Genomic DNA, 19,571 nt, shown 5'->3' on the forward strand with positions numbered 1-19,571 from the left:
ACGGTCGTCACGGTTGAAGCCACCGGACGGACGGTCGCCACCGGAGCGGAAGCCGCCACGGTCGCCACCACGGTCGTCACGACGGTCACCACCGGAACGGAAACCACCCGACGGACGGTCGTCGCGGCGGAAGCCACCACGGTCACCGCCACGGTCGCCACCGCGGTCGCCACCGCGGTTGTCGCGGCGCTCGTAGTTGCCACGGTCGTCACGGCTCTGGAACGCGGGGCGCTCCTCGGCGACCGGCGCGGCCGCGACGGCAGCCGCGACCTCGGCCTCGGCGGCCTCGGCCACCTCGGCGACAGCGGCCTCCGGGTCCTCGCCGCGCTCACGCGCGGAGCGGGCGACCAGGCGGTCGGCCTCCTCGCGCAGCTCGACGGCACGGCGCGACAGGCGCTCCAGCTGCTTGGTCAGGTCGGCGACCTCGCGCTCGGCCTGCTTCGCGGCGTTGTTCGCGGAGTCGGCCTGGACCTGGGTGAGCGAACGCGCACCGGTGATCTCGGCGACCTCGGGGTCGAACGCGCCGACGCCCTGGACGATGTGGCGCGAGGCGTCGACGCCCGCGTCCTCCATCAGGCGGAAGATCTGACGGCGCTGGTGCGGGAGCGCCAGCGAGACCACGACGCCCGACTTGCCGGCGCGGGCGGTACGGCCCGAGCGGTGCAGGTAGTCCTTGTGGTCACCGGCCGGGTCCACGTTCAGGACCAGGTCGATGCCGTCGACGTGGATACCGCGGGCGGCGACGTCGGTCGCGACGAGCGCGTTGACGTAGCCGTCCTTGAAGTCCGCGAGGACGCGGGTGCGGGCACCCTGCGTCATGCCGCCGTGCAGCGCGTCGGCCTTCACGCCGGACTCGATGAGCTGCTCGGCGATGCGGTCGGCGCCCAGCTGGGTGCGGACGAAGATGATGGTGCGGCCCTTGCGGGCGGCGATGGCGGCCGTGACCGGCGCCTTGTCCTTCGGCTTCACGACGAGGACGTGGTGCGTCATGGTCGTGACGTTGCCCTGCGCGCTGTCGACCTCGTGCGTGACGGGGTTGGTCAGGTAGCGCTTGACCAGGGTGCCGATCTCGTTCTCCATGGTGGCGGAGAAGAGCATGCGCTGGCCGCCGCCGGGGATCTGGTCGAGCAGCTCGGTGACCTCGGGCAGGAAGCCCAGGTCCGCCATCTGGTCGGCCTCGTCGAGGACCGCGATCTTGACGTTCTCCAGGGAGCAGGCGCCGCGGTTGATGATGTCGCGCAGACGGCCGGGAGTGGCGACGAGGACGTCGACACCGCGCTCCAGGGCGTAGATCTGGTTGCCCATGGAGGTACCGCCGCAGACGACCTTCATCTTGAGGCCGAGCACGTCGCCGTAGGGCTGGAGGGCGTCCGCGACCTGCATCGCGAGCTCACGCGTCGGCGTGAGGATGATCGCGCGGGGCTTCTTCTTCTCGGTGTGACCGCCGGCCAGCGAGGCCAGGGTCGGCAGACCGAAGGAGAGGGTCTTGCCGGAGCCGGTGCGGCCACGGCCGAGGATGTCCTTGCCGGCCAGGGCGTCCGGGATGGTCGCGGCCTGGATCGGGAAGGGGGAGGTGACGCCGTTCTGGGCGAGCTTGCGCACGATCCCCTCGGGCAGACCGAGGTCGCCGAAGGTGATGGTGGGCTCCGCGTCGGCGGCGCCGTCCTCGAAGTCGTCGGTGGACTGGTCGGTCGTCACGTCGGCCTCAAGAGCCTCGATGATCTCGTCCGCCTCAGCGGCCTCAATGGCCTCGGTGACCGCAAGGGTCTCGGCATCGGCGACGAGCTCGTTCGAGTCGTTCTCGGGCATGACGGCACGGTCAGAACTGGAAATGGACATGCGAAATGCGAAACCTTCCGGAGTCTCGGCACGCGCCCAAACTCCGTGAATCGCAAATCGACCGCCTCAATGCGGTCAGCCACGGCTAGGGAGAGTACGCGCCACACGGCGCTCTTCGGATTCGGCGCCGGGCAATGGGATCAAACGATCTATAACCATACGCACCCTCCTGGGGGTCTGGCAAGTCACCCTGGCCACAATGGCCCTGACCTGCGAAGACGTCTCCCGCCGGAGAGCTCGGGGCTGAGCCCAGAGAGCGCTCAGAGGGCACGGAGTGCCTGCGGCGGGCCTCCCGGGTCGGTGCTCGGCTTCGTCTCCGGAGGCGTCGGAACCGGCGTGGGTTCCGTCACAGGAGGAGGGTCCTGGGTCGGGGGCGCCGTGGGCGGAGTGGGAGCGGTACCACCCGGCCCGCCCGACCCGCCGGAGCCCCCCGAACCACCCGCGCCGCCGGAGCCGCCTCCGGCGGAGGCCCCGCCGCCCGACGAGGGCTGCTGGTGACCCTGGCCGCCCGCCCCGCCGCCCGGACCGGCCGTCGGCGAGGGGGCCCCGGGCAGACCGGCGGGCGCGCCCGGGCTGGGAGAGGCCCCGACCGCCCCGGAGGCCTTGCCCTCCTCGCCGGGCTTCCCGCCGGGCTTGCCCGTACCGTCCTTCACGCCGTGGCCGTTGCCGTGGATCCCGGAGCCCCGGCCCGCGGCGGCGCCCCCGCCGGAGTCGGCGGCCGCGCCCTTGCGGTCGACGGGTGAGGAGGGCCCGGGCTTCGCGGCGTCCGCGCCGACACTCATGCAGCCCGCCGTCGCCGCGACCGCGAGCGCGGTGACGGCCAGTCGGAGGGAAGCGGAAAACTGGCGCACGGGAGGCACCTCCGGAACTACGGGGGTCCGCGATGAGCGGGTCAATGTGCCCAACTCCCTTTACCCCGTAAGAGACACGCCCTCAGCCGAACAGCTCCCCCGCCAGCCACCAGCCCAGGCGCACGGCACCCAGCCCGACCAGCACCGACGCCACCACGTTGACCGCCGCGAGGAACCGCCAGCCGCGTTCGGCCAGCCGCAGCGTCTCGTACGAGAAGGTCGAGTAGGTGCTCAGCGCCCCGCACAGCCCCGTCCCGAGCAGCAGTTGGAGCCGCGAGGCGTCCGCCCCGGCCAGGACGGCCCCGGTCAGCGCCCCCAACAGCAGGCAGGCGGCCGCGTTCACGGCGAAGGTGCCGAACGGGAACACCGAGCCGTGCCACGTCTGCACCGCCCGGTCGGTCAGGTAGCGCAGCGGCGCGCCGACGACCGCACCCGCCACCACGAGCAGCCAGTTCATCCGTGCCGCCCGCGCACCGCGCGCCGGGTCACCGAGGCCGACGCCCACACGGCGCCGAGCGCGCCGGCCAGCGTGAGTCCCGCGTAGGCCAGCGCCGTCCCGGCCTCGCCCTCGTCCAGCAGCCGCGAGAAGTCCACCGCGTACGTGGAGAAGGTGGTGAAGCCGCCCAGCACCCCGACGCCGACGAAGGGCCGCACCAGCGGATGCGGGGCGGTGCGCCCGCCCTCGCTGATCAGCACCATGAGTACGCCGATCAGGGCGCTGCCGCTCACGTTGATCCAGAACGTCGCCCAGGGGAACGCCCCCGGGGCGGCCGGCCACGCCAGCGCCACCCCGTACCGCGCCGAGGCCCCGAGGGCGCCGCCCGCCGCCACCGCCGCGAGCACCCGGCCCTGCGGTTCGGCGCGTTGCGCGGGCACCCGGAGGTCGATGTCGGGGTCGATGGCCTCGGAGCCGCCGGAGGGGTCAATGCCGGAAGGGTCGCCGGAGGGGTCACTGCCGGAAGAGTCTTCGCGAGAGCCGTCGGCCGGGCCGGTCATCCGTAACCCAGCGCGTGCAGCCGGTCGTCGTCGATCCCGAAGTGGTGGGCGATCTCGTGCACGACGGTGACCTCCGTCTCCGCGACCACGCTCTCCCGGTCCTCGCACATGCGCAGCGTGGGGTTGCGGTAGATCGTGATCCGGTCCGGCAGCACCCCGGCGTACCACTCGCCCCGGTCCGTCAGCGGGGTCCCCTCGTAGAGGCCGAGCAGCTCGGGGTCGTCGGCGGGCGGCTCGTCCTCGACGAACACCGCGACGTTGTCCATCAGCCGCGTGAGCTCCGGCGGGATCCGGTCCAGGGCCTCTGCGACGAGCTCTTCGAACTCCTCGCGCGTCATCTCCAGCACCCGGCCATTGTCCCTCCGGTGGGGGCGCCTCCCGCTTGCCGGGGAGAAACCGTTTTGGCGATAGCTCCCCGGATCCCATATGCTTCTCACGTCCCCGACGCGCTGGAAAGTGCCCGGCGGGCCTTTAGCCCTCATCGTCTAGTGGCCCAGGACGCCGCCCTTTCAAGGCGGTAGCACGGGTTCGAATCCCGTTGGGGGTACGCATTACCGTGTGCAAGACTTGGTCTCGCACACTGCAAGGACCTGTGGAGCAGTTGGTTAGCTCGCCACCCTGTCAAGGTGGAGGTCGCGGGTTCAAGTCCCGTCAGGTTCGCTGAGGCCGGAAACGGTCTCGTGGCTGGGTAGCTCAGTTGGTACGAGCGATCGCCTGAAAAGCGATAGGTCGCCGGTTCGACCCCGGCCCCAGCCACCACAGGAAGGCCCCCGTCCTCGGACGGGGGCCTTCCGCGTTCCTCCCCTATTCCTTCTCCGCCGTCTCGCGGACGCGGCCGCGGCCGCGCCACTGCGTCAGGCCCACGGCCACCGCCGCCGCCGCGACCAGCGCGAGCAGCGCCCAGTCCGGGACTCCGCCGGTGAGGGAGCGGACCCGCTGCTCCACCGCGTACGAGTCGTCCACGTCCAGCAGTCCGGGCAGCGCGCTCGCCCCGTCGTAGACGAGGAACAGGGCGCCCAGGGTGATGAAGAACAGCCCGGACAGCAGCGAGGTCGTGTGCAGTTCGAGGCGGCCGACGCGCAGGGGCCGGCCGCGCAGCCAGCGCCGCTTGCCGAGCTCGAACCGCTCCCAGAGCAGGGCCAGCACGAACAGCGGTACGGCCATCCCCAGCGCGTACACCGCCAGCAGCAGGCCTCCGTAGACGGGGCTGCCGCTGACGGCCGCCACCGTGAGGACGCTGCCCAGGATCGGGCCGGCGCAGAACCCGGCCAGCCCGTAGACCGCGCCGAGGGCGTACACCGACAGGGCGGTGGTCGGCCGGATCCGTCCCGACAGCTCCGCGAGCCGCCGGGAGGCGAAGCCGAGGCCGAGGATCTGCGCGACCCCGAGCACGATGATCAGCCAGCCGCCGGCCAGGACGAGCGCGTCCCGGTGGGAGTGGAAGAACCGTCCGGCGTACGAACCGGCCGCCCCGAGGGGTACGAGGGTGCTCGCGAGACCGGCGTAGAAGATCCCGGTGCGCGCCAGCAGCCGTGAGGCGGAGTCGATCGAGTACGCGAAGAAGGCCGGCAGCAGCAGCGCGCTGCACGGGCTGAGCAGGGCCAGGAGGCCGCCCAGCAGGGCGGCCAGGTATCCGATGTCGGTCACCGCTTCGCCGCCCCGGGGGCCTCGGCCCGCGCCTTGGCCTCGGCGATCGCCGACTCGAAGGCGTCGAGGGGCTGGGCGCCCGCGATGGGCCGGCCGCCCACGAGGAAGGAGGGGGTGGAGCTGACGCCGATGCGGTAGCCCTCCTCCTGGTCCTTGCGCAGCGCCTCGGCGGCGGCCTCGCCGGCCATGTCCTTCTTGAAGCGCTCCAGGTCGGGGACCCCGGCCTGCCGGGCCAGCTCGACGAGGCGGGCCTCGCCGAAGCCCTTCTCCTTGGAGCCCTCGGCGTACGCGGCCGCGTGGAACGCCGCGAACCGGTCCTGCTGCCCGGCGGCCCAGGCGGCCTTGGCGGCGGCCTCGGAGTCGGCGCCGAAGATGGGGAAGTTGCGCCACTCGATGCGGAGGGTGCCGTCCTCGACGTACTTCTTCATCAGTTCGGGTTCGGTGTCGCGCGCGAACTTGCCGCAGTAGCCGCACTTGAAGTCGGAGTACTCGATCAGCACGACGGGTGCGTCGGCCCGGCCGACGGCCAGCTTGTCGCCGGATTCCCGGCGGGCGAGCTTCAGCAGCTCGCCGGTGCCCGCGTCGGCCTTGGGCGCGGACGCGGAGGAGGGCTTGGCGGGGGTGTCCTCGGGCGCGGTGGCCTGCCAGGACACGACCCCGAAGGCGACGGAGGCGAGGGCGACCCCGGCGCAGATCAGCAGGGGCTTACGGGAGGAGGAAGGGGAGGAAGGGGACATACGGGTGCTCCAGGGCTACGGATGAGGACGGACCAGTCGGACGACCGGCCCTCCTAGACCCGCATCACCGAGAGCTCCACCGGCCCCGGCGCCGGCTGGTCCGGCCCGCGTACGGGGACCCGCGCGGGCAGCGCCCGGCCGCCCCAATCCGGCTCCACGACGGCCCGGGCCACGGGGGTGTGCGCGTGCTCCGCGCTTCCGCGCACGGGCGCCGCCGGCGGTATCCCGCCCTCCGCCCCGCCGGGCCCGCAGGCGGGCCCCGAACCCTCCACCGCCCCGGCGACCGCCGCCCCGTCCGGCACGGTGCCGGCCGTGGCGGCGTGCGCCGGGCCCGCGTGCGCCGGCCCCGCGTGCGCCGGGCCCGCGTGCGCCACACCGGCCGGCATCGCCTGCCCCAGACCGGCCGCGCGCGCCACACCGGCCGGGGCCGCAGGGGCCGCAGGGGCCGCCGAAGCCGCAGGGGCCGCCGAGGCCGCCGACGCCGCGCCGCAGAGCAGGGCCGCCAGCGCCGCGATCAGGCAGCACAGGGCGCGGGCGGCGCGGGACATGGCGGGCCTCTCACGTCGGTTCTGGTGATCTCGTCCCGAAATGGTACGGGGACGGTACACAAATGCGTTCGCCACCCGACGCTCCCGGGTGAGATCCTCGACCAGGTATGTCTACTTCCTTCGCCGCCCTGCAGACGCTTCTCGGTGAGATCTCCCTCCGTGACGCGCACCGCCTCGGCCGCCGCCTCGAAGGCGCCCGCCGTATCCGCAAGCCCGAGGCCAAGCAGGCCGTGCTCGACGAGATCGCCGCGGAGGCCGGGAAAGCCGCCGCGCGACTGGCCGGCCGTGCCTCGCGGATGCCGGAGGTCACGTATCCCGAGAACCTGCCCGTCAGCCAGAAGAAGGACGAGATCGCCGAGGCGATACGCGACCACCAGGTCGTGATCGTCGCGGGCGAGACCGGCTCCGGCAAGACCACGCAGATCCCCAAGATCTGCATGGAGCTGGGCCGCGGCGTCCGGGGCATGATCGGGCACACCCAGCCCCGCCGGATCGCGGCGCGCACCGTCGCGGAGCGCATCGCGGAGGAGCTGAAGTCCGAGATCGGCCAGACGGTCGGCTGGAAGGTCCGGTTCACCGACCAGGTGGACCAGGACGCGACCTTCGTGAAGCTGATGACGGACGGCATCCTGCTCGCCGAGATCCAGACGGACCGCGAGCTGCGCGCGTACGACACGATCATCATCGACGAGGCCCACGAGCGGTCCCTCAACATCGACTTCCTGCTCGGCTACCTCGCCACGCTGCTGCCCAAGCGCCCCGACCTCAAGGTGATCATCACCTCCGCGACGATCGATCCGGAGCGTTTCTCCCGGCACTTCGGCGAGGCCCCGATCGTCGAGGTCAGCGGGCGTACCTACCCCGTCGAGGTGCGGTACCGGCCGCTGCTCGAAGAGGATTCCGAGGACTCCGACCGGGACCAGATCACCGCGATCTGCGAGGCCGTCGACGAGCTCCAGGGCGAGGGCCCCGGCGACGTCCTCGTCTTCCTGTCGGGCGAGCGCGAGATCCGCGACACGGCGGACGCGCTCAACAAGCGGAACCTCCGCTTCACCGAGGTCCTGCCCCTCTACGCACGCCTCTCGCACGCCGAGCAGCACCGTGTGTTCCAGCGGCCCCCCACAGGGACGACACGCCGGATCGTCCTCGCGACCAACGTCGCCGAGACCTCCCTGACCGTCCCCGGCATCAAGTACGTGATCGACCCGGGCACCGCCCGGATCTCCCGCTACAGCCACCGCACCAAGGTGCAGCGGCTGCCCATCGAGCGGATCAGCCAGGCGAGCGCCAACCAGCGCAAGGGCCGCTGCGGCCGCACCAGCGACGGCATCTGCATCCGGCTGTACTCCGAGGACGACTTCCTCTCCCGTCCGGAGTTCACGGACGCCGAGATCCTGCGCACCAACCTGGCCTCCGTCATCCTCCAGATGACCGCGGCCGGTCTCGGCGAGATCGAGAAGTTCCCCTTCATCGACCCGCCGGACCACCGCAACATCCGCGACGGCGTCCAGCTGCTCCAGGAGCTCGGCGCGCTGGACCCCTCCGAGAAGGACGCCCACAAGCGGCTCACGCCGATGGGCCGGCAGCTCTCGCAGCTCCCGGTGGACCCGCGGCTCGCCCGCATGGTCGTGGAGGCGGACAAGAACAACTGCGTCCGCGAGGTCATGGTCATCGCGGCGGCCCTGTCCATCCAGGACCCGCGCGAACGCCCGTCGGACAAGCAGACGCAGGCGGACCAGAACCACGCCCGCTTCAAGGACGAGACCAGCGACTTCCTCTCGTTCCTGAACATGTGGCGCTACGTCCGTGAGCAGCAGAAGGAGCGCGGCTCGTCCTCCTTCCGCCGGATGTGCAAGCAGGAGTACCTGAACTTCCTGCGGATCCGCGAGTGGCAGGACATCTACTCGCAGCTGCGTACGGTCGCCAAGTCCATGGGGATCCACGTCAACGAGGCCGATGCCCCGGAGCAGCACATCCACGTGTCGCTGCTGGCGGGTCTGCTCTCGCACATCGGCCTGAAGGACACCGACAAGAACGAGTACCTGGGGGCCCGGTCCGCCAAGTTCGCGGTCTTCCCGGGCTCCGCGCTGTTCAAGAAGCAGCCGAAGTTCGTGATGTCGGCGGAGCTGGTGGAGACCTCGCGGCTGTGGGCCCGGGTCAACGCCAAGGTGGAGCCCGAGTGGGTCGAGCCGCTGGCCCAGCACCTGATCAAGCGCACGTACAGCGAGCCGCACTGGGAGAAGGACCAGGCGGCGGTGATGGCGTACGAGAAGGTCACGCTGTACGGCGTGCCGATCGTGGCCCAGCGGAAGATCAACTACGGCCGGATCGACGCCGAGGTCTCGCGCGAGCTGTTCATCCGCAACGCGCTCGTCGAGGGCGACTGGCGGACCCACCACAAGTTCTACGCCGACAACCGCAAGCTCCTCACCGAGGTGGAGGAGCTGGAGAACCGGGCCCGGCGCCGCGACATCGTCGTGGACGACGAGACCCTGTTCGACTTCTACGACCAGCGGATCCCCGAGCACGTGGTGTCCGGGGCGCACTTCGACTCGTGGTGGAAGCACAAGAAGCGGGACGAGCCCGAACTGCTCGACTTCGAGCGCGAGATGCTGCTGACCGAGAAGGCGGCCGGGGTCACCAAGGCCGACTACCCGGACTCCTGGCGGCAGGGGCAGCTGAAGTTCCGGGTGACCTACCAGTTCGAGCCGGGCGCCGACGCGGACGGTGTGACCGTGCACGTTCCGCTCCAGGTGCTGAACCAGGTCACCGACGAGGGCTTCGACTGGCAGATCCCGGGTCTGCGGGAAGAGGTCGTCACCGAGCTGATCCGGTCGCTGCCGAAGCCGATCCGCCGGCACTACGTGCCCGCGCCGAACTTCGCCTCGCGCTTCCTGGACACGGCCGCGCCCCTCCAGGAGCCGTTGCCGGTGACGCTGGCGCGGGAGCTCCAGCGGATGGTGGGGGTCCCGGTGTCCGCCGAGGACTTCGACCTGTCCCGGATCCCGGACCACCTGAAGATCACTTTCCGGATCGTTGACGAGCGGCGCAAGAACCTCGCCGAGGACAAGGACCTGGAGGCCCTGCGGCTCCGGCTGAAGCCGAAGGCCCGCCAGGCCCTGTCCAAGGCCGCCGCGGCCACCGCCGAGCGGGCGGGCGGGGAGTCGGTGGAGCGCACCGGGCTGACCGACTGGACGATCGGCACGCTGAGCCGGGTCTTCGAGACCCGGCGGGCCGGCCAGCCGGTGAAGGCCTACCCGGCGCTGGTGGACCAGGGCGCGAGCGTCTCCGTACGGCTCTTCGACACCGAGGCCGAGCAGCAGCGGGCGATGTGGCTGGGCACCCGGCGGCTGATCCTGCTGGGCATCCCGGTGAACCCGGCGAAGTTCGCCTCGGACAAGCTGACCAACCAGCAGAAGCTGGCCCTCTCGCGCAATCCGCACGGCTCCGTCCAGGCGCTGTTCGAGGACTGCGCGACGGCGGCCACCGACAGGCTGATCGCCGCGCACGGCGGTCCGGCCTGGGACGAGGCCTCCTTCCGGAAGCTCTTCGACGCGGTCCGGGCCGACCTGGTGGACACGACGGTGCGGACGGTGGATCAGGTCCAGCAGGTGCTGGCGGCCTGGCAGGCCTGCGAGCGGCGCCTGAAGGCCACCAACAGCCTGGCCCTGATGGCGAACGTGCAGGACGCGAAGGCGCAGCTGGCGGCGCTGATGCCGGCCGGCTTCGTGACCCTGACCGGGCTGAAGCGGCTGCCGGACCTGATGCGCTACCTGGTGGCGGTCGACCGCCGGCTCCAGCAGATGCCGACGGGCGTCCAACGCGACACCACGCGCATGGAGAAGGTCCACGAGATGCGGGACGAGTACCTGTGGCTGCTGGAGCAGCTGCCGAAGGGCCGGCCCGTGCCGGAGGCGGTCACCGAGATCCGCTGGATGATCGAGGAACTGCGGGTCAGTTACTTCGCGCACGCGCTCGGGACGGCGTACCCGATCTCCGACAAGCGGATCGTGAAGGCGGTGGACGCGGCGGCCCCGTGAGGGCTCCCGGGAGGGGTCCCGGAAGGCCGGAGGGCGGGCCGCGCAGGCGGTTCGACTGCACCCCCTGAGCTGCTGTATAGTCTGATTCGCAGCCACCCAGTGGCCGCAAATCGAGGACCTGTGGAGCAGTTGGTTAGCTCGCCACCCTGTCAAGGTGGAGGTCGCGGGTTCAAGTCCCGTCAGGTTCGCAATAACATCAGGGCCCGTATCCCCCAGGGATACGGGCCCTGATGCGTTGCCAGACGAACAGGCGACAGGAAGCGGAGGACCCAGGTGACGAGCCGGGGCGAGCTCAGAGCGCTCCTGAAGGCCCATCTGAGGGCCGCCGGGGGTCGCCGCCACCTTCACCGCCACTGCCCGGCCTGCCATCGTCTCCAGCGCCTCGCGCCGAACCTCGGCCGCGAGGGGAAGAATCCCCCTTCCGCATGAAGCGGTCTGCGACGCACATCCCCTTACGGGTGCATTGCGCGTAGTACAAGAGTGATCATCTGTGACGGGTGTCACCACATGAGTTTTCGGGACATGCGCATTTATCGCACCCCTACGCGAGCTCGATTTAATATGTGCAATGGCACCTACCCCTCCAGCACCTTCACCCCTTCCCGGTTCGGCCGGGATCCGGGCATAAAAAAAGATCGCGCTGGACCCGGCGGAGTCCAGCGCGATCGAACGACCAGAACCTGTTGGGGCAGGTTCAGCCGTTTGAAGCCATGTGGGTTTCATCGGATTGGGGGACCCGATACGAACCCTTCAAAACGGGGTGCTACGTACCTCAGGCCTCGCTGCGCTGCTGCGGAATTCCCGCGAGCAGTGCGCGAACCTCGGCCTCGCGGTAACGGCGGTGTCCACCCAGGGTGCGGATGGACGTGAGCTTGCCAGCCTTGGCCCAGCGGGTGACCGTCTTCGGGTCCACGCGGAACATCGTGGCAACCTCAGCCGGGGTCAGCAGCGGCTCGGCATCAGGGGTGCGAGCGGTCATGAGCGGCCTCCTCGGGAGAACCGAACCATCTCGGTTCTTTCCTCTAAATTCTGCACCTTGGCCCGCGTTGCCCGAAATGGACATACGCAGGCCGAGTCGGTTATAGGACGAACGGCTTGTCCTCGGCACTACAACTACACCATCCGTCCAGCCCCAAGGGCCAAACCGATGGAATTGCCCTCCGAGGTGTTCATCAGCGGCGGAAGCCGATGGACCGCCCCATAACGGACAGTCACCCCACTGTGACGATCAGTCACAGAGCGATCAGGAGTCGTCAGACCCCCCGTAGAGTGCAATACCGAGCATTCCGCCCTTAGTTGGGCGGAAGGAACCCTCCCCGGACTCCTTGTCCTATTTTGGCACGAGGGTAGGGGAAGGGCGCAAGGGTGTAGATAGTGCGGTCCGTCACGCTTGGGCCAATGGCCCGTATCGGGACGTAGGTCCTGGCCCTAAGGCCCAAATGTAGCGATCAAGGCCTTGATCTGCGCTTTATGCCCGATCAGCCGATACGGGCGGTACGTACGATCCTCCCGGACCCCGGCGCTCCGCGCGCCGGGTGTGTCGGGCGCGTCACACCCGGCGCGAGCCCCTAATTGGCGAACAGCCTCTCCCGCACCGCCCGCCAGCGCTCCGCCAGCTCCCCGTACTTCCCCGCCGCCACCGACATGTCGCCCGCCCGGAGCGCCGCGATCCCCGCCGCCAGGTCCCGGGCCGAGCGGTCGGCCGCCAGCCGCTCGGCCGGCAGCGCGTGCAGCAGTCCCCCGTAATCGAGTTCGACCATCGAGCGCGGGTGGAACTCCTCCAGCCAGCTCCCGACCTCGACCAGCCCCTGCACCAGCCCCCCGTACCCCTCCGCCTCCCGCAGCGTCCGCAGCCCCCGCGCGAGCCGCCGCCGGGCCTGCACCATCGGGGTCCGGTAGCGCAGCCGTTCGCCCGGAAGGTACTCCCGCTCCTCGTCGGACACCAGCACGAACCAGCGCAGCGGCACCTGCCACACCCCGGTCCGGATCCACGGCCGCGCGTCCGGGTTCCGCTCGCGCCAGGCCGCGAACTCCTCCGCCGCCCGCCGGCGCTCGCCCGGCGGGAGCGCCGCGTCGAGCACCGGGCCCGGGAAGTCGGCCACCAGGTCCTGGAGCGCGAGCCAGCCGCGCAGCCTGGTCCGCCACGGGCAGACCAGCAGCACCCCGTCCACCTCCGCCGTGAAGGCGTCGGCGCTCTCGTGCGCCGGGACCCCGACCACCGGGACCCGGACCAAATCCGTGAGGGACCTGCGCAGTTCGTCCTGGGCGGTCGGGGCCGCCCCGCGCCGGGCGTAGTCGGCCCAGTGGGCGCGCTCCGGCTCGGGGAAGGCCGCCAAGGGCTCGTAGACGCGCAGGTAGGACGCGTACGGGACGGACGGCACCGGGCGCGCTGCGGGCAGTCGGCGGTCGGGGGATTCGCTCACGCTCTCGTACTCCCCCGCACCGCCCGCGGGTACTCCGCCCGGCCGCCCCCGGCCCGGTGCCGGGGCCCGCGCAGCACGGGACGATTCCGATCCTCGGACAGATCGCCTGGAGTCGCCCCACAGGTCTTACGCTGCTCCCAGCACGCCCTCCCCCACCCGCAGGGCGGGCGTCTTTCCGCCGCATCTCTTCCATGGGAGTCACCACCGTGACCGAAATGACCGACGGCGTCCTGCACACCCTGTTCCGCACGGAGCAGGGTGGCCACGAGCAAGTCGTGCTGTGCCAGGACCGAGCCTCCGGCCTCAAGGCCGTCATCGCGATCCACTCCACCGCCCTGGGCCCCGCCCTCGGTGGCACGCGCTTCCACGCGTACGCCTCGGACGAGGAGGCCGTCCTCGACGCGCTGAACCTCGCGCGCGGCATGTCGTACAAGAACGCCCTCGCCGGTCTCGACCTGGGCGGCGGCAAGGCCGTCATCATCGGTGACCCCGATGTCCTGAAGTCCGAGGAACTGCTCCTGGCGTACGGCCGGTTCGTGGAGTCCCTCGGCGGCCGCTACGTCACCGCCTGCGACGTCGGCACGTACGTCGCGGACATGGACGTCGTGTCCCGCGCGACGCGCTGGGCCACCGGCCGCTCCCCCGAGAACGGCGGCGCCGGCGACTCCTCGGTCCTCACCGCCTACGGCGTGTTCCAGGGCATGCGGGCCAGCGCCCAGCACCTGTGGGGCGACCCGACGCTGCGCGGCCGCAAGGTCGGTGTCGCCGGTGTCGGCAAGGTCGGCCACTACCTGGTCGAGCACCTGCTGGAGGACGGCGCCGAGGTCGTCATCACGGACGTACGGGAAGAGTCCCTGCGCCGGGTCCTCGACAAGCACCCGCAGGTCACCGCGGTCGCGGACACCGACGCGCTGATCCGCACCGAGGGCCTGGACATCTACGCCCCGTGCGCGCTCGGCGGCGCGCTGAACGACGAGACCGTGCCCGCGCTGACCGCCAGGGTCGTGTGCGGCGCCGCGAACAACCAGCTCGCGCACCAGGGTGTGGAGAAGGACCTCGCGGACCGCGGGATCCTCTACGCCCCCGACTACGTGGTCAACGCGGGCGGGGTCATCCAGGTCGCCGACGAGCTGCACGGCTTCGACTTCGACCGGTGCAAGAAGAAGGCCACGAAGATCTTCGACACCACCCTGGAGATCTTCACTCGTGCGAAGGCGGACGGCATTCCGCCGGCCGCCGCGGCGGACCGGATCGCCGAGCAGCGGATGGCCGAGGCCCGCGCCGCGCGCACGGCCTGACCCTCTTCGGGGCCCCTCGGGGACCCTGCGGGTGCGCCCGCCGGGGTGCGGCGAGACGGAACTCACTGCACTTCGGCGGGTCGCCCGTCAGGATCAGGTTAAAATCGCAGCTGACCAGCGAGGACGGGGTGCTTCTCTGGTTCTGCACCGGGGCGCGTCATGCGGGCGGCGTACCGTATGGCCGCGGAAGCAGGTACCGTTAAACCCCTACGGACGGTCTCTCCACGGAGAGCCCGCTCCGAACCATGAACGCGTGTCAGACTCTGGGGCCGTCGAGCCCCGTCACCGAGGGGGTCGAGCCATGGGGCGCGGCCGGGCCAAGGCCAAGCAGACAAAGGTCGCCCGCCAGCTGAAGTACAACAGCGGCGGGACTGACCTCTCGCGTCTGGCCAATGAGCTGGGCGCATCGCCGACGGATCCGCTGCTGCCTGTCAGCGAGCCGGTCGAAGTCGATGACGATCAGGATGACGACGACGACCCGTACGCCAAGTACGCGGATCTGTACAACAGCGATGACGACGACGAGGACGAAGAGTCCGGTCCGTCGGCTCAGCGTCGCGGCGCTTGACGCTTCTCAGCGTCTGCACGACATCTCAAAACACTGAACCCGGTCCAGGGCATTCGCCCCGGACCGGGTTCAGTGCTGCTCAGCTCGCGTAGGTACCGGTCAGGGTCGCGCCCTCGCCGTGGTCGCCCCGGTCCAGGATCTCGCCCGCGACCCAGGCGTCAACGCCCCGGTCGGCCAGTGCGGTCAGGGCCACGTCCACCGATTCCTGCGGGACCACGGCCATCATGCCGACGCCCATGTTCAGGGTCTTCTCCAGCTCCAGCTGCTCGACCTGCCCGGCCTTGCCGACCAGGTCGAAGATCGCGCCGGGGGCCCAGGTCGTACGGTCGACCGTGGCGTGCAGGTGGTCCGGGATCACCCGGGCCAGGTTGGCGGCGAGGCCGCCGCCGGTGATGTGCGAGTACGCGTGCACCTCGGCCGTACGGGTGAGGGCCATGCAGTCCAGCGAGTAGATCTTGGTCGGCTCCAGGAGCTCCTCGCCGAGGGTCCGGCCGAGTTCCTCGACGTGGCTCTCCAGCGACATCTTGGCGCGGTCGAAGAGGACGTGCCGGACCAGCGAGTACCCGTTCGAGTGAAGCCCGGAGGACGCCATGGCGATGACGGCGTCACCCGTACGGATGCGATCCGCGCCGAGCAGCCGGTCGTACTCGACGACACCGGTGCCGGCGCCCGCCACGTCGAAGTCGTCCGGGCCCAGCAGGCCCGGGTGCTCGGCGGTCTCGCCGCCGACCAGGGCGCAGCCGGCGAGGACACAGCCCTCGGCGATGCCCTTGACGATCGCCGCGACACGCTCGGGGTGAACCTTGCCGACGCAGATGTAGTCGGTCATGAAGAGCGGCTCGGCACCGCAGACGACGATGTCGTCCATGACCATCGCGACCAGGTCGTGGCCGATGGTGTCGTACACGCCGAGCTGGCGGGCGATGTCGACCTTGGTGCCGACCCCGTCGGTGGCGGAGGCCAGCAGCGGGCGCTCGTAGCGCTTGAGGGCGGAGGCGTCGAAGAGGCCGGCGAATCCGCCGAGGCCGCCGAGGACCTCGGGGCGCTGCGTCTTCTTCACCCACTCCTTCATCAGCTCGACCGCGCGGTCTCCGGCTTCGATGTCGACGCCCGCGGCTGCGTAGCTGGCACCGGTGGTCTTCTCTGTCATGACAGGAGAGAGCTTTCGTGTCGTTGCTGCGTGTGGTGCTGGGCCCTGGGAGAAGCTGGAAAGGCAGGGCCCAGCGCAGGTTGAGCCAGGGTTACGGGCTGCCGGCTACGGGCGCCGGAGCGCGTCGGCGGCGTCGGTACCGCCCGCCAGCTCGCTCTCCAGAAGCTGCTTGCCCAGCAGCTGCGGGTCGGGCAGCTCCATGGGGTACTCGCCGTCGAAGCAGGCACGGCAGAGGTTGGGCTTCTGGATCGTCGTCGCCTCGATCATCGAGTCGAGCGAGATGTACGAGAGCGAGTCCGCGCCGAGTGACGTGGCGATCTCGTCGACCGTCATGCCGTTGGCGATCAGCTCGGCCCGGGTGGCGAAGTCGATGCCGAAGAAGCACGGCCACTTCACCGGCGGCGAGGAGATCCGGATGTGGACCTCGGCCGCGCCGGCCTCGCGGAGCATCTTGACGAGGGCGCGCTGGGTGTTGCCGCGGACGATCGAGTCGTCGACGACCACCAGCCGCTTGCCGCGGATGACTTCCTTGAGCGGGTTGAGCTTCAGACGGATGCCGAGCTGGCGGATCGTCTGCGAGGGCTGGATGAAGGTCCGGCCGACGTAGGCGTTCTTGACCAGGCCGGATCCGTACGGGATCCCGCTGGCTTCGGCGTATCCGACGGCGGCGGGCGTGCCGGATTCCGGCGTCGCTATCACCAGGTCGGCGTCCACCGGGGCTTCCTTGGCCAGGCGCCGGCCCATCTCGACACGCGAGAGGTAGACGTTCCGGCCGGCGATGTCGGTGTCCGGGCGCGCCAGGTAGACGTACTCGAAGACACAGCCCTTGGGCTTTGCTTCCGCGAAACGAGAGGTGCGCAGACCGTTCTCGTCGATCGCGATGAGCTCGCCCGGCTCGACCTCGCGGACGAAGCTGGCGCCGCAGATGTCGAGGGCGGCGGTCTCGCTCGCGACCACCCAGCCGCGCTCCAGGCGGCCGAGGACCAGCGGGCGGATGCCCTGCGGGTCACGGGCGGTGTAGAGGGTCCCCTCGTCCATGAACACGAGCGAGAAGGCACCCTTGACCTGAGGCAGGACCTTGGCGGCCGACTCCTCGATGGTCAGGGGCTTGCCCTCGTCGTCGGTCTGGCCGGCGAGCAGGGCCGTCACGAGGTCGGTGTCGTTGGTGGCCGCCACCTGGGTGGCACGGCCGTCCTGACGGGGGAGGTCGGCGACCATCTCGGCAAGCTCGGCGGTGTTCACCAGGTTGCCGTTGTGACCCAGGGCAATGGAGCCGTGGGCGGTCGCACGGAAGGTCGGCTGGGCGTTCTCCCAGACGGAGGCTCCGGTGGTCGAGTAGCGGGCGTGACCGACCGCGATATGACCTTGGAGCGAGCCGAGAGAGGTTTCGTCGAAGACCTGGGAAACGAGGCCCATGTCCTTGAAGACGAGGATCTGGGAACCGTTGCTCACAGCGATGCCCGCGGACTCTTGTCCGCGGTGCTGCAATGCATACAGTCCGAAGTAGGTGAGCTTGGCGACCTCTTCACCCGGAGCCCAGACACCGAAGACGCCGCAAGCGTCCTGGGGGCCCTTTTCGCCGGGGAGCAGGTCGTGGTTGAGTCGTCCATCACCACGAGGCACGCCTCCGAGTGTAGGCGAGATCGACCACCGGTCCGAATTGGGGATGGCCGGGAAATGTCACAGCACAGAGGGTGACGACAGACCCCCGTCTCGGTATTCGGATCCTTTGTTGACATCTACAAGCGGATTCGTACAGGCTCTCGCCCCATGCAGCCTCTCGGTGACGGATCAGTCACCCTCGTTGAGCGCCGCCACGTAGACCTGGTCCGTGTCGCGAGCGCCATCTGTCGCTGTTCCGCGTAGCCACAACTCTTTCTCCCCCTTTCCCTTTTCGCTCCGCCGAGCCCCGCCCCGCCGTGCCGCGCGCCGTCCCCGCGCCCGCCCGGGGCGGGGCGGCCGAGCCGCGCCTTGGAGTCCTTGTGTCTTCGTACAACAGCAATGTGTCCCGTCGTACGTTCGGGGGTGCCGTCGGAGTGGGTGCGGCGGCCGCCGCGGTGGGGCTCGGGGGCGGTCCGGCCGCCGCTTCCGAGGCCCCTCAGGAGGGCCCTTCGGAGCGTCCGTTCCGGGCCGCGCGGGAGCGTCGCTCGCGCCGTCCGAACATCCTGTTCATCCTCGGGGACGACCTCGGCTGGGCCGACCTGTCCTCCTACGGCTCCCCGCACATCAAGACCCCGAACCTGGACCGGCTCGCCCGGCAGGGCGTCCGGTTCACCGACGCCTACGCCGGCTCGGCGACCTGCTCCCCGACCCGGTTCAGCCTGTACACCGGGCGCTACCCGGGCCGCACCGAGGGCGGTCTGGCCGAGCCCATCGCCGACAGGTCCGCCGGCCTGGAGCCCACCCACCCGACGCTGGCCTCGCTGCTGCGGGACGCCGGGTACGCGACCGCGCTGATCGGCAAGTGGCACGCGGGCTACCTGCCCGACTACAGCCCCACCCGCTCCGGGTGGGAGGAGTTCTTCGGCAACTTCGGCGGCGCGCTGGAGTACTACTCGAAGCTGGGCCTGGGCGGCGAGTACGACCTCTACGAGGGCGACGCCGAGTACAAGGACCTGCGCTACTACACCCGGATCATCACCGAGCGGGCGAGCGAGTACGTCTCCCGCGACCACGGCGGCAGGCCCTGGCTGCTGAACCTCAACTTCACCACCCCGCACTGGCCGTGGATCGCGGACGGGGACACCGAACAGAGCGCCGAGATCGTCCGCCGGATCAAGGCGGGCGACGGCCGTGCGCTGTGGCACCAGGACGGCGGATCGGTCGAGAAGTACCAGCAGATGGTGGAGGACCTCGACCGCTCGGTCGGCGAGGTGCTGAAGGCGCTGAAGCGCTCCGGGCAGGAGGACGACACCCTGGTCGTCTTCTCCAGCGACAACGGCGGCGAGCGCTTCTCGTACAACTGGCCGCTCTCCGGCAACAAGGCCTCGCTCCAGGAGGGCGGCATCCGGGTGCCGAACATCCTGCGCTGGCCCTCCCGGATCGACGGCGGCCAGGTCAGCCACGTCCCGGTGTTCAGCCCGGACTGGACGGCGACGCTGCTGGAGCTGGCCGGGACCCGGCCCGACCGGGCGTACCCGCTGGACGGGGCGAGCCTGGCCGGGTACCTGCTGCGCGGCGAGAAGGCGGCGGAGCGGGACCTGTTCTGGCGGGTGCGCGGGGAGCGGGCGCTGCGCCGTGGGGACTGGAAGTACTACCGGGGCAAGACGGGCCGGGACCAGCTGTTCAACCTGGCCGGGGACCTCCGCGAACAGGCCGACCGGGCGGCGGCGGAGCCGGACCGGCTGGCGCGGCTGCGGGCGGCGTGGGAGAAGACCGACGCGGGCCTGCTCCCGTACCCGGCCTGACCCGGCCGCCGGCCGCGGCGGCTCGGCGGCTCGGCGGCTCGGCGGCTCGGCGGCTCGGCGGCTCGGC

16 protein-coding genes, 4 tRNA genes, 1 pseudogene and 1 CRISPR repeat array (1 of these 22 cut by a window edge) are annotated in these 19,571 nt (G+C 70.7%); of the genes and pseudogenes, 10 read left to right on the forward strand and 11 right to left on the reverse strand.

Going from position 1 to position 19,571, the window contains the following annotated elements:
* A CRISPR array of direct repeats spans positions 1 to 174; the repeat unit is 26 nt; unit sequence CCACGGTCGCCACCACGGTCGTCACG; it begins 263 nt to the left of the window's first position.
* Between the two features lie 519 nt (positions 175 to 693).
* The 4 genes and pseudogenes from EES41_RS44200 to EES41_RS17740 form a co-directional block, all read right to left on the reverse strand.
* Positions 694 to 1,839: pseudogene (locus tag EES41_RS44200) on the reverse strand (DEAD/DEAH box helicase); the annotation flags it as partial.
* A 933-nt stretch (positions 1,840 to 2,772) separates the two neighbouring features.
* Positions 2,773 to 3,147 carry a fluoride efflux transporter CrcB gene (crcB, locus tag EES41_RS17730; protein ID WP_123082539.1) on the reverse strand — a complete coding sequence of 125 codons (375 nt, stop codon included), beginning with the start codon at positions 3,145 to 3,147 and terminating at the stop codon, positions 2,773 to 2,775.
* On the reverse strand, positions 3,144 to 3,686 hold the full coding sequence (locus tag EES41_RS17735) for a CrcB family protein (protein ID WP_123079443.1): 543 nt from the start codon (positions 3,684 to 3,686) through the stop codon (positions 3,144 to 3,146). The genes crcB and EES41_RS17735 overlap by 4 nt, the downstream gene beginning before the upstream one ends.
* Complete coding sequence (locus tag EES41_RS17740; protein WP_030726307.1) at positions 3,683 to 4,033, reverse strand: metallopeptidase family protein; 351 nt, start codon at positions 4,031 to 4,033, stop codon at positions 3,683 to 3,685. The genes EES41_RS17735 and EES41_RS17740 overlap by 4 nt, the downstream gene beginning before the upstream one ends.
* A gap of 127 nt (positions 4,034 to 4,160) precedes the next feature.
* Here EES41_RS17740 and EES41_RS17745 point away from each other — a divergent pair.
* The 3 genes from EES41_RS17745 (at position 4,161) to EES41_RS17755 (ending at position 4,445) form a co-directional block, all read left to right on the forward strand.
* Positions 4,161 to 4,233, forward strand: a tRNA-Glu gene (locus EES41_RS17745).
* Between the two features lie 39 nt (positions 4,234 to 4,272).
* Positions 4,273 to 4,346: transfer RNA gene (locus tag EES41_RS17750), tRNA-Asp, on the forward strand.
* A gap of 22 nt (positions 4,347 to 4,368) precedes the next feature.
* A tRNA-Phe gene (locus EES41_RS17755) sits at positions 4,369 to 4,445 on the forward strand.
* A 45-nt stretch (positions 4,446 to 4,490) separates the two neighbouring features.
* On the opposite strand, the gene EES41_RS17760 is transcribed toward EES41_RS17755, so the two are convergent.
* The 3 genes from EES41_RS17760 to EES41_RS17770 are packed head-to-tail and all read right to left on the reverse strand — an operon-like array spanning position 4,491 to position 6,618.
* Entirely contained in the window at positions 4,491 to 5,333 is an 843-nt protein-coding gene (locus EES41_RS17760) for a cytochrome c biogenesis CcdA family protein (protein ID WP_123079444.1), read from the reverse strand.
* On the reverse strand, positions 5,330 to 6,070 hold the full coding sequence (locus tag EES41_RS17765) for a thioredoxin domain-containing protein (RefSeq protein ID WP_123079445.1): 741 nt from the start codon (positions 6,068 to 6,070) through the stop codon (positions 5,330 to 5,332). Before EES41_RS17765 ends, EES41_RS17760 begins: the two co-directional genes overlap by 4 nt.
* 53 nt (positions 6,071 to 6,123) lie before the next feature.
* Positions 6,124 to 6,618 carry a hypothetical protein gene (locus EES41_RS17770; protein WP_123079446.1) on the reverse strand — a complete coding sequence of 165 codons (495 nt, stop codon included), beginning with the start codon at positions 6,616 to 6,618 and terminating at the stop codon, positions 6,124 to 6,126.
* Between the two features lie 107 nt (positions 6,619 to 6,725).
* On the opposite strand from EES41_RS17770, the gene hrpA reads away from it, so the two are divergent.
* From hrpA to EES41_RS43035, 3 genes are all read left to right on the forward strand, one after another.
* Positions 6,726 to 10,658 carry an ATP-dependent RNA helicase HrpA gene (hrpA, locus tag EES41_RS17775; RefSeq protein ID WP_123079447.1) on the forward strand — a complete coding sequence of 1,311 codons (3,933 nt, stop codon included), beginning with the start codon at positions 6,726 to 6,728 and terminating at the stop codon, positions 10,656 to 10,658.
* Between the two features lie 114 nt (positions 10,659 to 10,772).
* Positions 10,773 to 10,846, forward strand: a tRNA-Asp gene (locus EES41_RS17780).
* Between the two features lie 85 nt (positions 10,847 to 10,931).
* Positions 10,932 to 11,087 (forward strand): DUF6274 family protein, encoded by a 156-nt coding sequence (locus EES41_RS43035; RefSeq protein ID WP_254211488.1) that lies wholly within the window; start codon positions 10,932 to 10,934, stop codon positions 11,085 to 11,087.
* A gap of 343 nt (positions 11,088 to 11,430) precedes the next feature.
* Here EES41_RS43035 and bldC read toward each other — a convergent pair whose 3' ends face one another.
* Together bldC and EES41_RS17790 are read right to left on the reverse strand one after the other, a co-directional pair.
* A complete protein-coding gene (gene bldC, locus EES41_RS17785; RefSeq protein ID WP_003949541.1) occupies positions 11,431 to 11,637 on the reverse strand; it encodes a developmental transcriptional regulator BldC in 207 nt (68 codons plus the stop codon).
* A gap of 589 nt (positions 11,638 to 12,226) precedes the next feature.
* On the reverse strand, positions 12,227 to 13,039 hold the full coding sequence (locus EES41_RS17790; RefSeq protein ID WP_164496112.1) for a hypothetical protein: 813 nt from the start codon (positions 13,037 to 13,039) through the stop codon (positions 12,227 to 12,229).
* 233 nt (positions 13,040 to 13,272) lie between these two features.
* On the opposite strand from EES41_RS17790, the gene EES41_RS17795 reads away from it, so the two are divergent.
* Positions 13,273 to 14,379, forward strand: coding sequence for a Glu/Leu/Phe/Val dehydrogenase dimerization domain-containing protein (locus EES41_RS17795; RefSeq protein WP_284681779.1), 1,107 nt, complete (start codon positions 13,273 to 13,275; stop codon positions 14,377 to 14,379).
* A 301-nt stretch (positions 14,380 to 14,680) separates the two neighbouring features.
* Positions 14,681 to 14,947, forward strand: coding sequence for a DUF3073 domain-containing protein (locus tag EES41_RS17800; protein WP_008740942.1), 267 nt, complete (start codon positions 14,681 to 14,683; stop codon positions 14,945 to 14,947).
* A gap of 79 nt (positions 14,948 to 15,026) precedes the next feature.
* Here the strand turns inward: EES41_RS17800 and purM are convergent, their stop codons facing one another.
* Both purM and purF read right to left on the reverse strand, forming a co-directional pair.
* Positions 15,027 to 16,097 carry a phosphoribosylformylglycinamidine cyclo-ligase gene (gene purM / locus EES41_RS17805; RefSeq protein WP_123079450.1) on the reverse strand — a complete coding sequence of 357 codons (1,071 nt, stop codon included), beginning with the start codon at positions 16,095 to 16,097 and terminating at the stop codon, positions 15,027 to 15,029.
* Positions 16,098 to 16,202: 105 nt separating this feature from the next.
* A complete protein-coding gene (gene purF / locus EES41_RS17810; protein WP_073774111.1) occupies positions 16,203 to 17,720 on the reverse strand; it encodes an amidophosphoribosyltransferase in 1,518 nt (505 codons plus the stop codon).
* 147 nt (positions 17,721 to 17,867) lie between these two features.
* On the opposite strand from purF, the gene EES41_RS44205 reads away from it, so the two are divergent.
* Together EES41_RS44205 and EES41_RS17815 are read left to right on the forward strand one after the other, a co-directional pair.
* On the forward strand, positions 17,868 to 17,963 hold the full coding sequence (locus EES41_RS44205; RefSeq protein ID WP_355800570.1) for a putative leader peptide: 96 nt from the start codon (positions 17,868 to 17,870) through the stop codon (positions 17,961 to 17,963).
* Between the two features lie 137 nt (positions 17,964 to 18,100).
* Positions 18,101 to 19,504, forward strand: coding sequence for a sulfatase-like hydrolase/transferase (locus EES41_RS17815; protein ID WP_254211489.1), 1,404 nt, complete (start codon positions 18,101 to 18,103; stop codon positions 19,502 to 19,504).
* Positions 19,505 to 19,571: the final 67 nt, after the last annotated feature.

This window comes from Streptomyces sp. ADI95-16, assembly GCF_003721495.1.
In the GTDB taxonomy this organism is placed as follows: domain Bacteria; phylum Actinomycetota; class Actinomycetes; order Streptomycetales; family Streptomycetaceae; genus Streptomyces; species Streptomyces goshikiensis.

Bases quoted from the DNA above. Each gene is read 5' to 3' on its own strand.
- crcB (WP_123082539.1), bottom strand. From the start codon at position 3,147: ATGAACTGGCTGCTCGTGGTGGCGGGTGCGGTCGTCGGCGCGCCGCTG.
- EES41_RS17735 (WP_123079443.1), bottom strand. From the start codon at position 3,686: ATGACCGGCCCGGCCGACGGCTCTCGCGAAGACTCTTCCGGCAGTGAC.
- EES41_RS17765 (WP_123079445.1), bottom strand. From the start codon at position 6,070: ATGTCCCCTTCCTCCCCTTCCTCCTCCCGTAAGCCCCTGCTGATCTGC.
- EES41_RS17770 (WP_123079446.1), bottom strand. From the start codon at position 6,618: ATGTCCCGCGCCGCCCGCGCCCTGTGCTGCCTGATCGCGGCGCTGGCG.
- hrpA (WP_123079447.1), top strand. From the start codon at position 6,726: ATGTCTACTTCCTTCGCCGCCCTGCAGACGCTTCTCGGTGAGATCTCC.
- bldC (WP_003949541.1), bottom strand. From the start codon at position 11,637: ATGACCGCTCGCACCCCTGATGCCGAGCCGCTGCTGACCCCGGCTGAG.
- EES41_RS17795 (WP_284681779.1), top strand. From the start codon at position 13,273: ATGGGAGTCACCACCGTGACCGAAATGACCGACGGCGTCCTGCACACC.
- EES41_RS17800 (WP_008740942.1), top strand. From the start codon at position 14,681: ATGGGGCGCGGCCGGGCCAAGGCCAAGCAGACAAAGGTCGCCCGCCAG.
- purM (WP_123079450.1), bottom strand. From the start codon at position 16,097: ATGACAGAGAAGACCACCGGTGCCAGCTACGCAGCCGCGGGCGTCGAC.
- EES41_RS44205 (WP_355800570.1), top strand. From the start codon at position 17,868: ATGCAGCCTCTCGGTGACGGATCAGTCACCCTCGTTGAGCGCCGCCAC.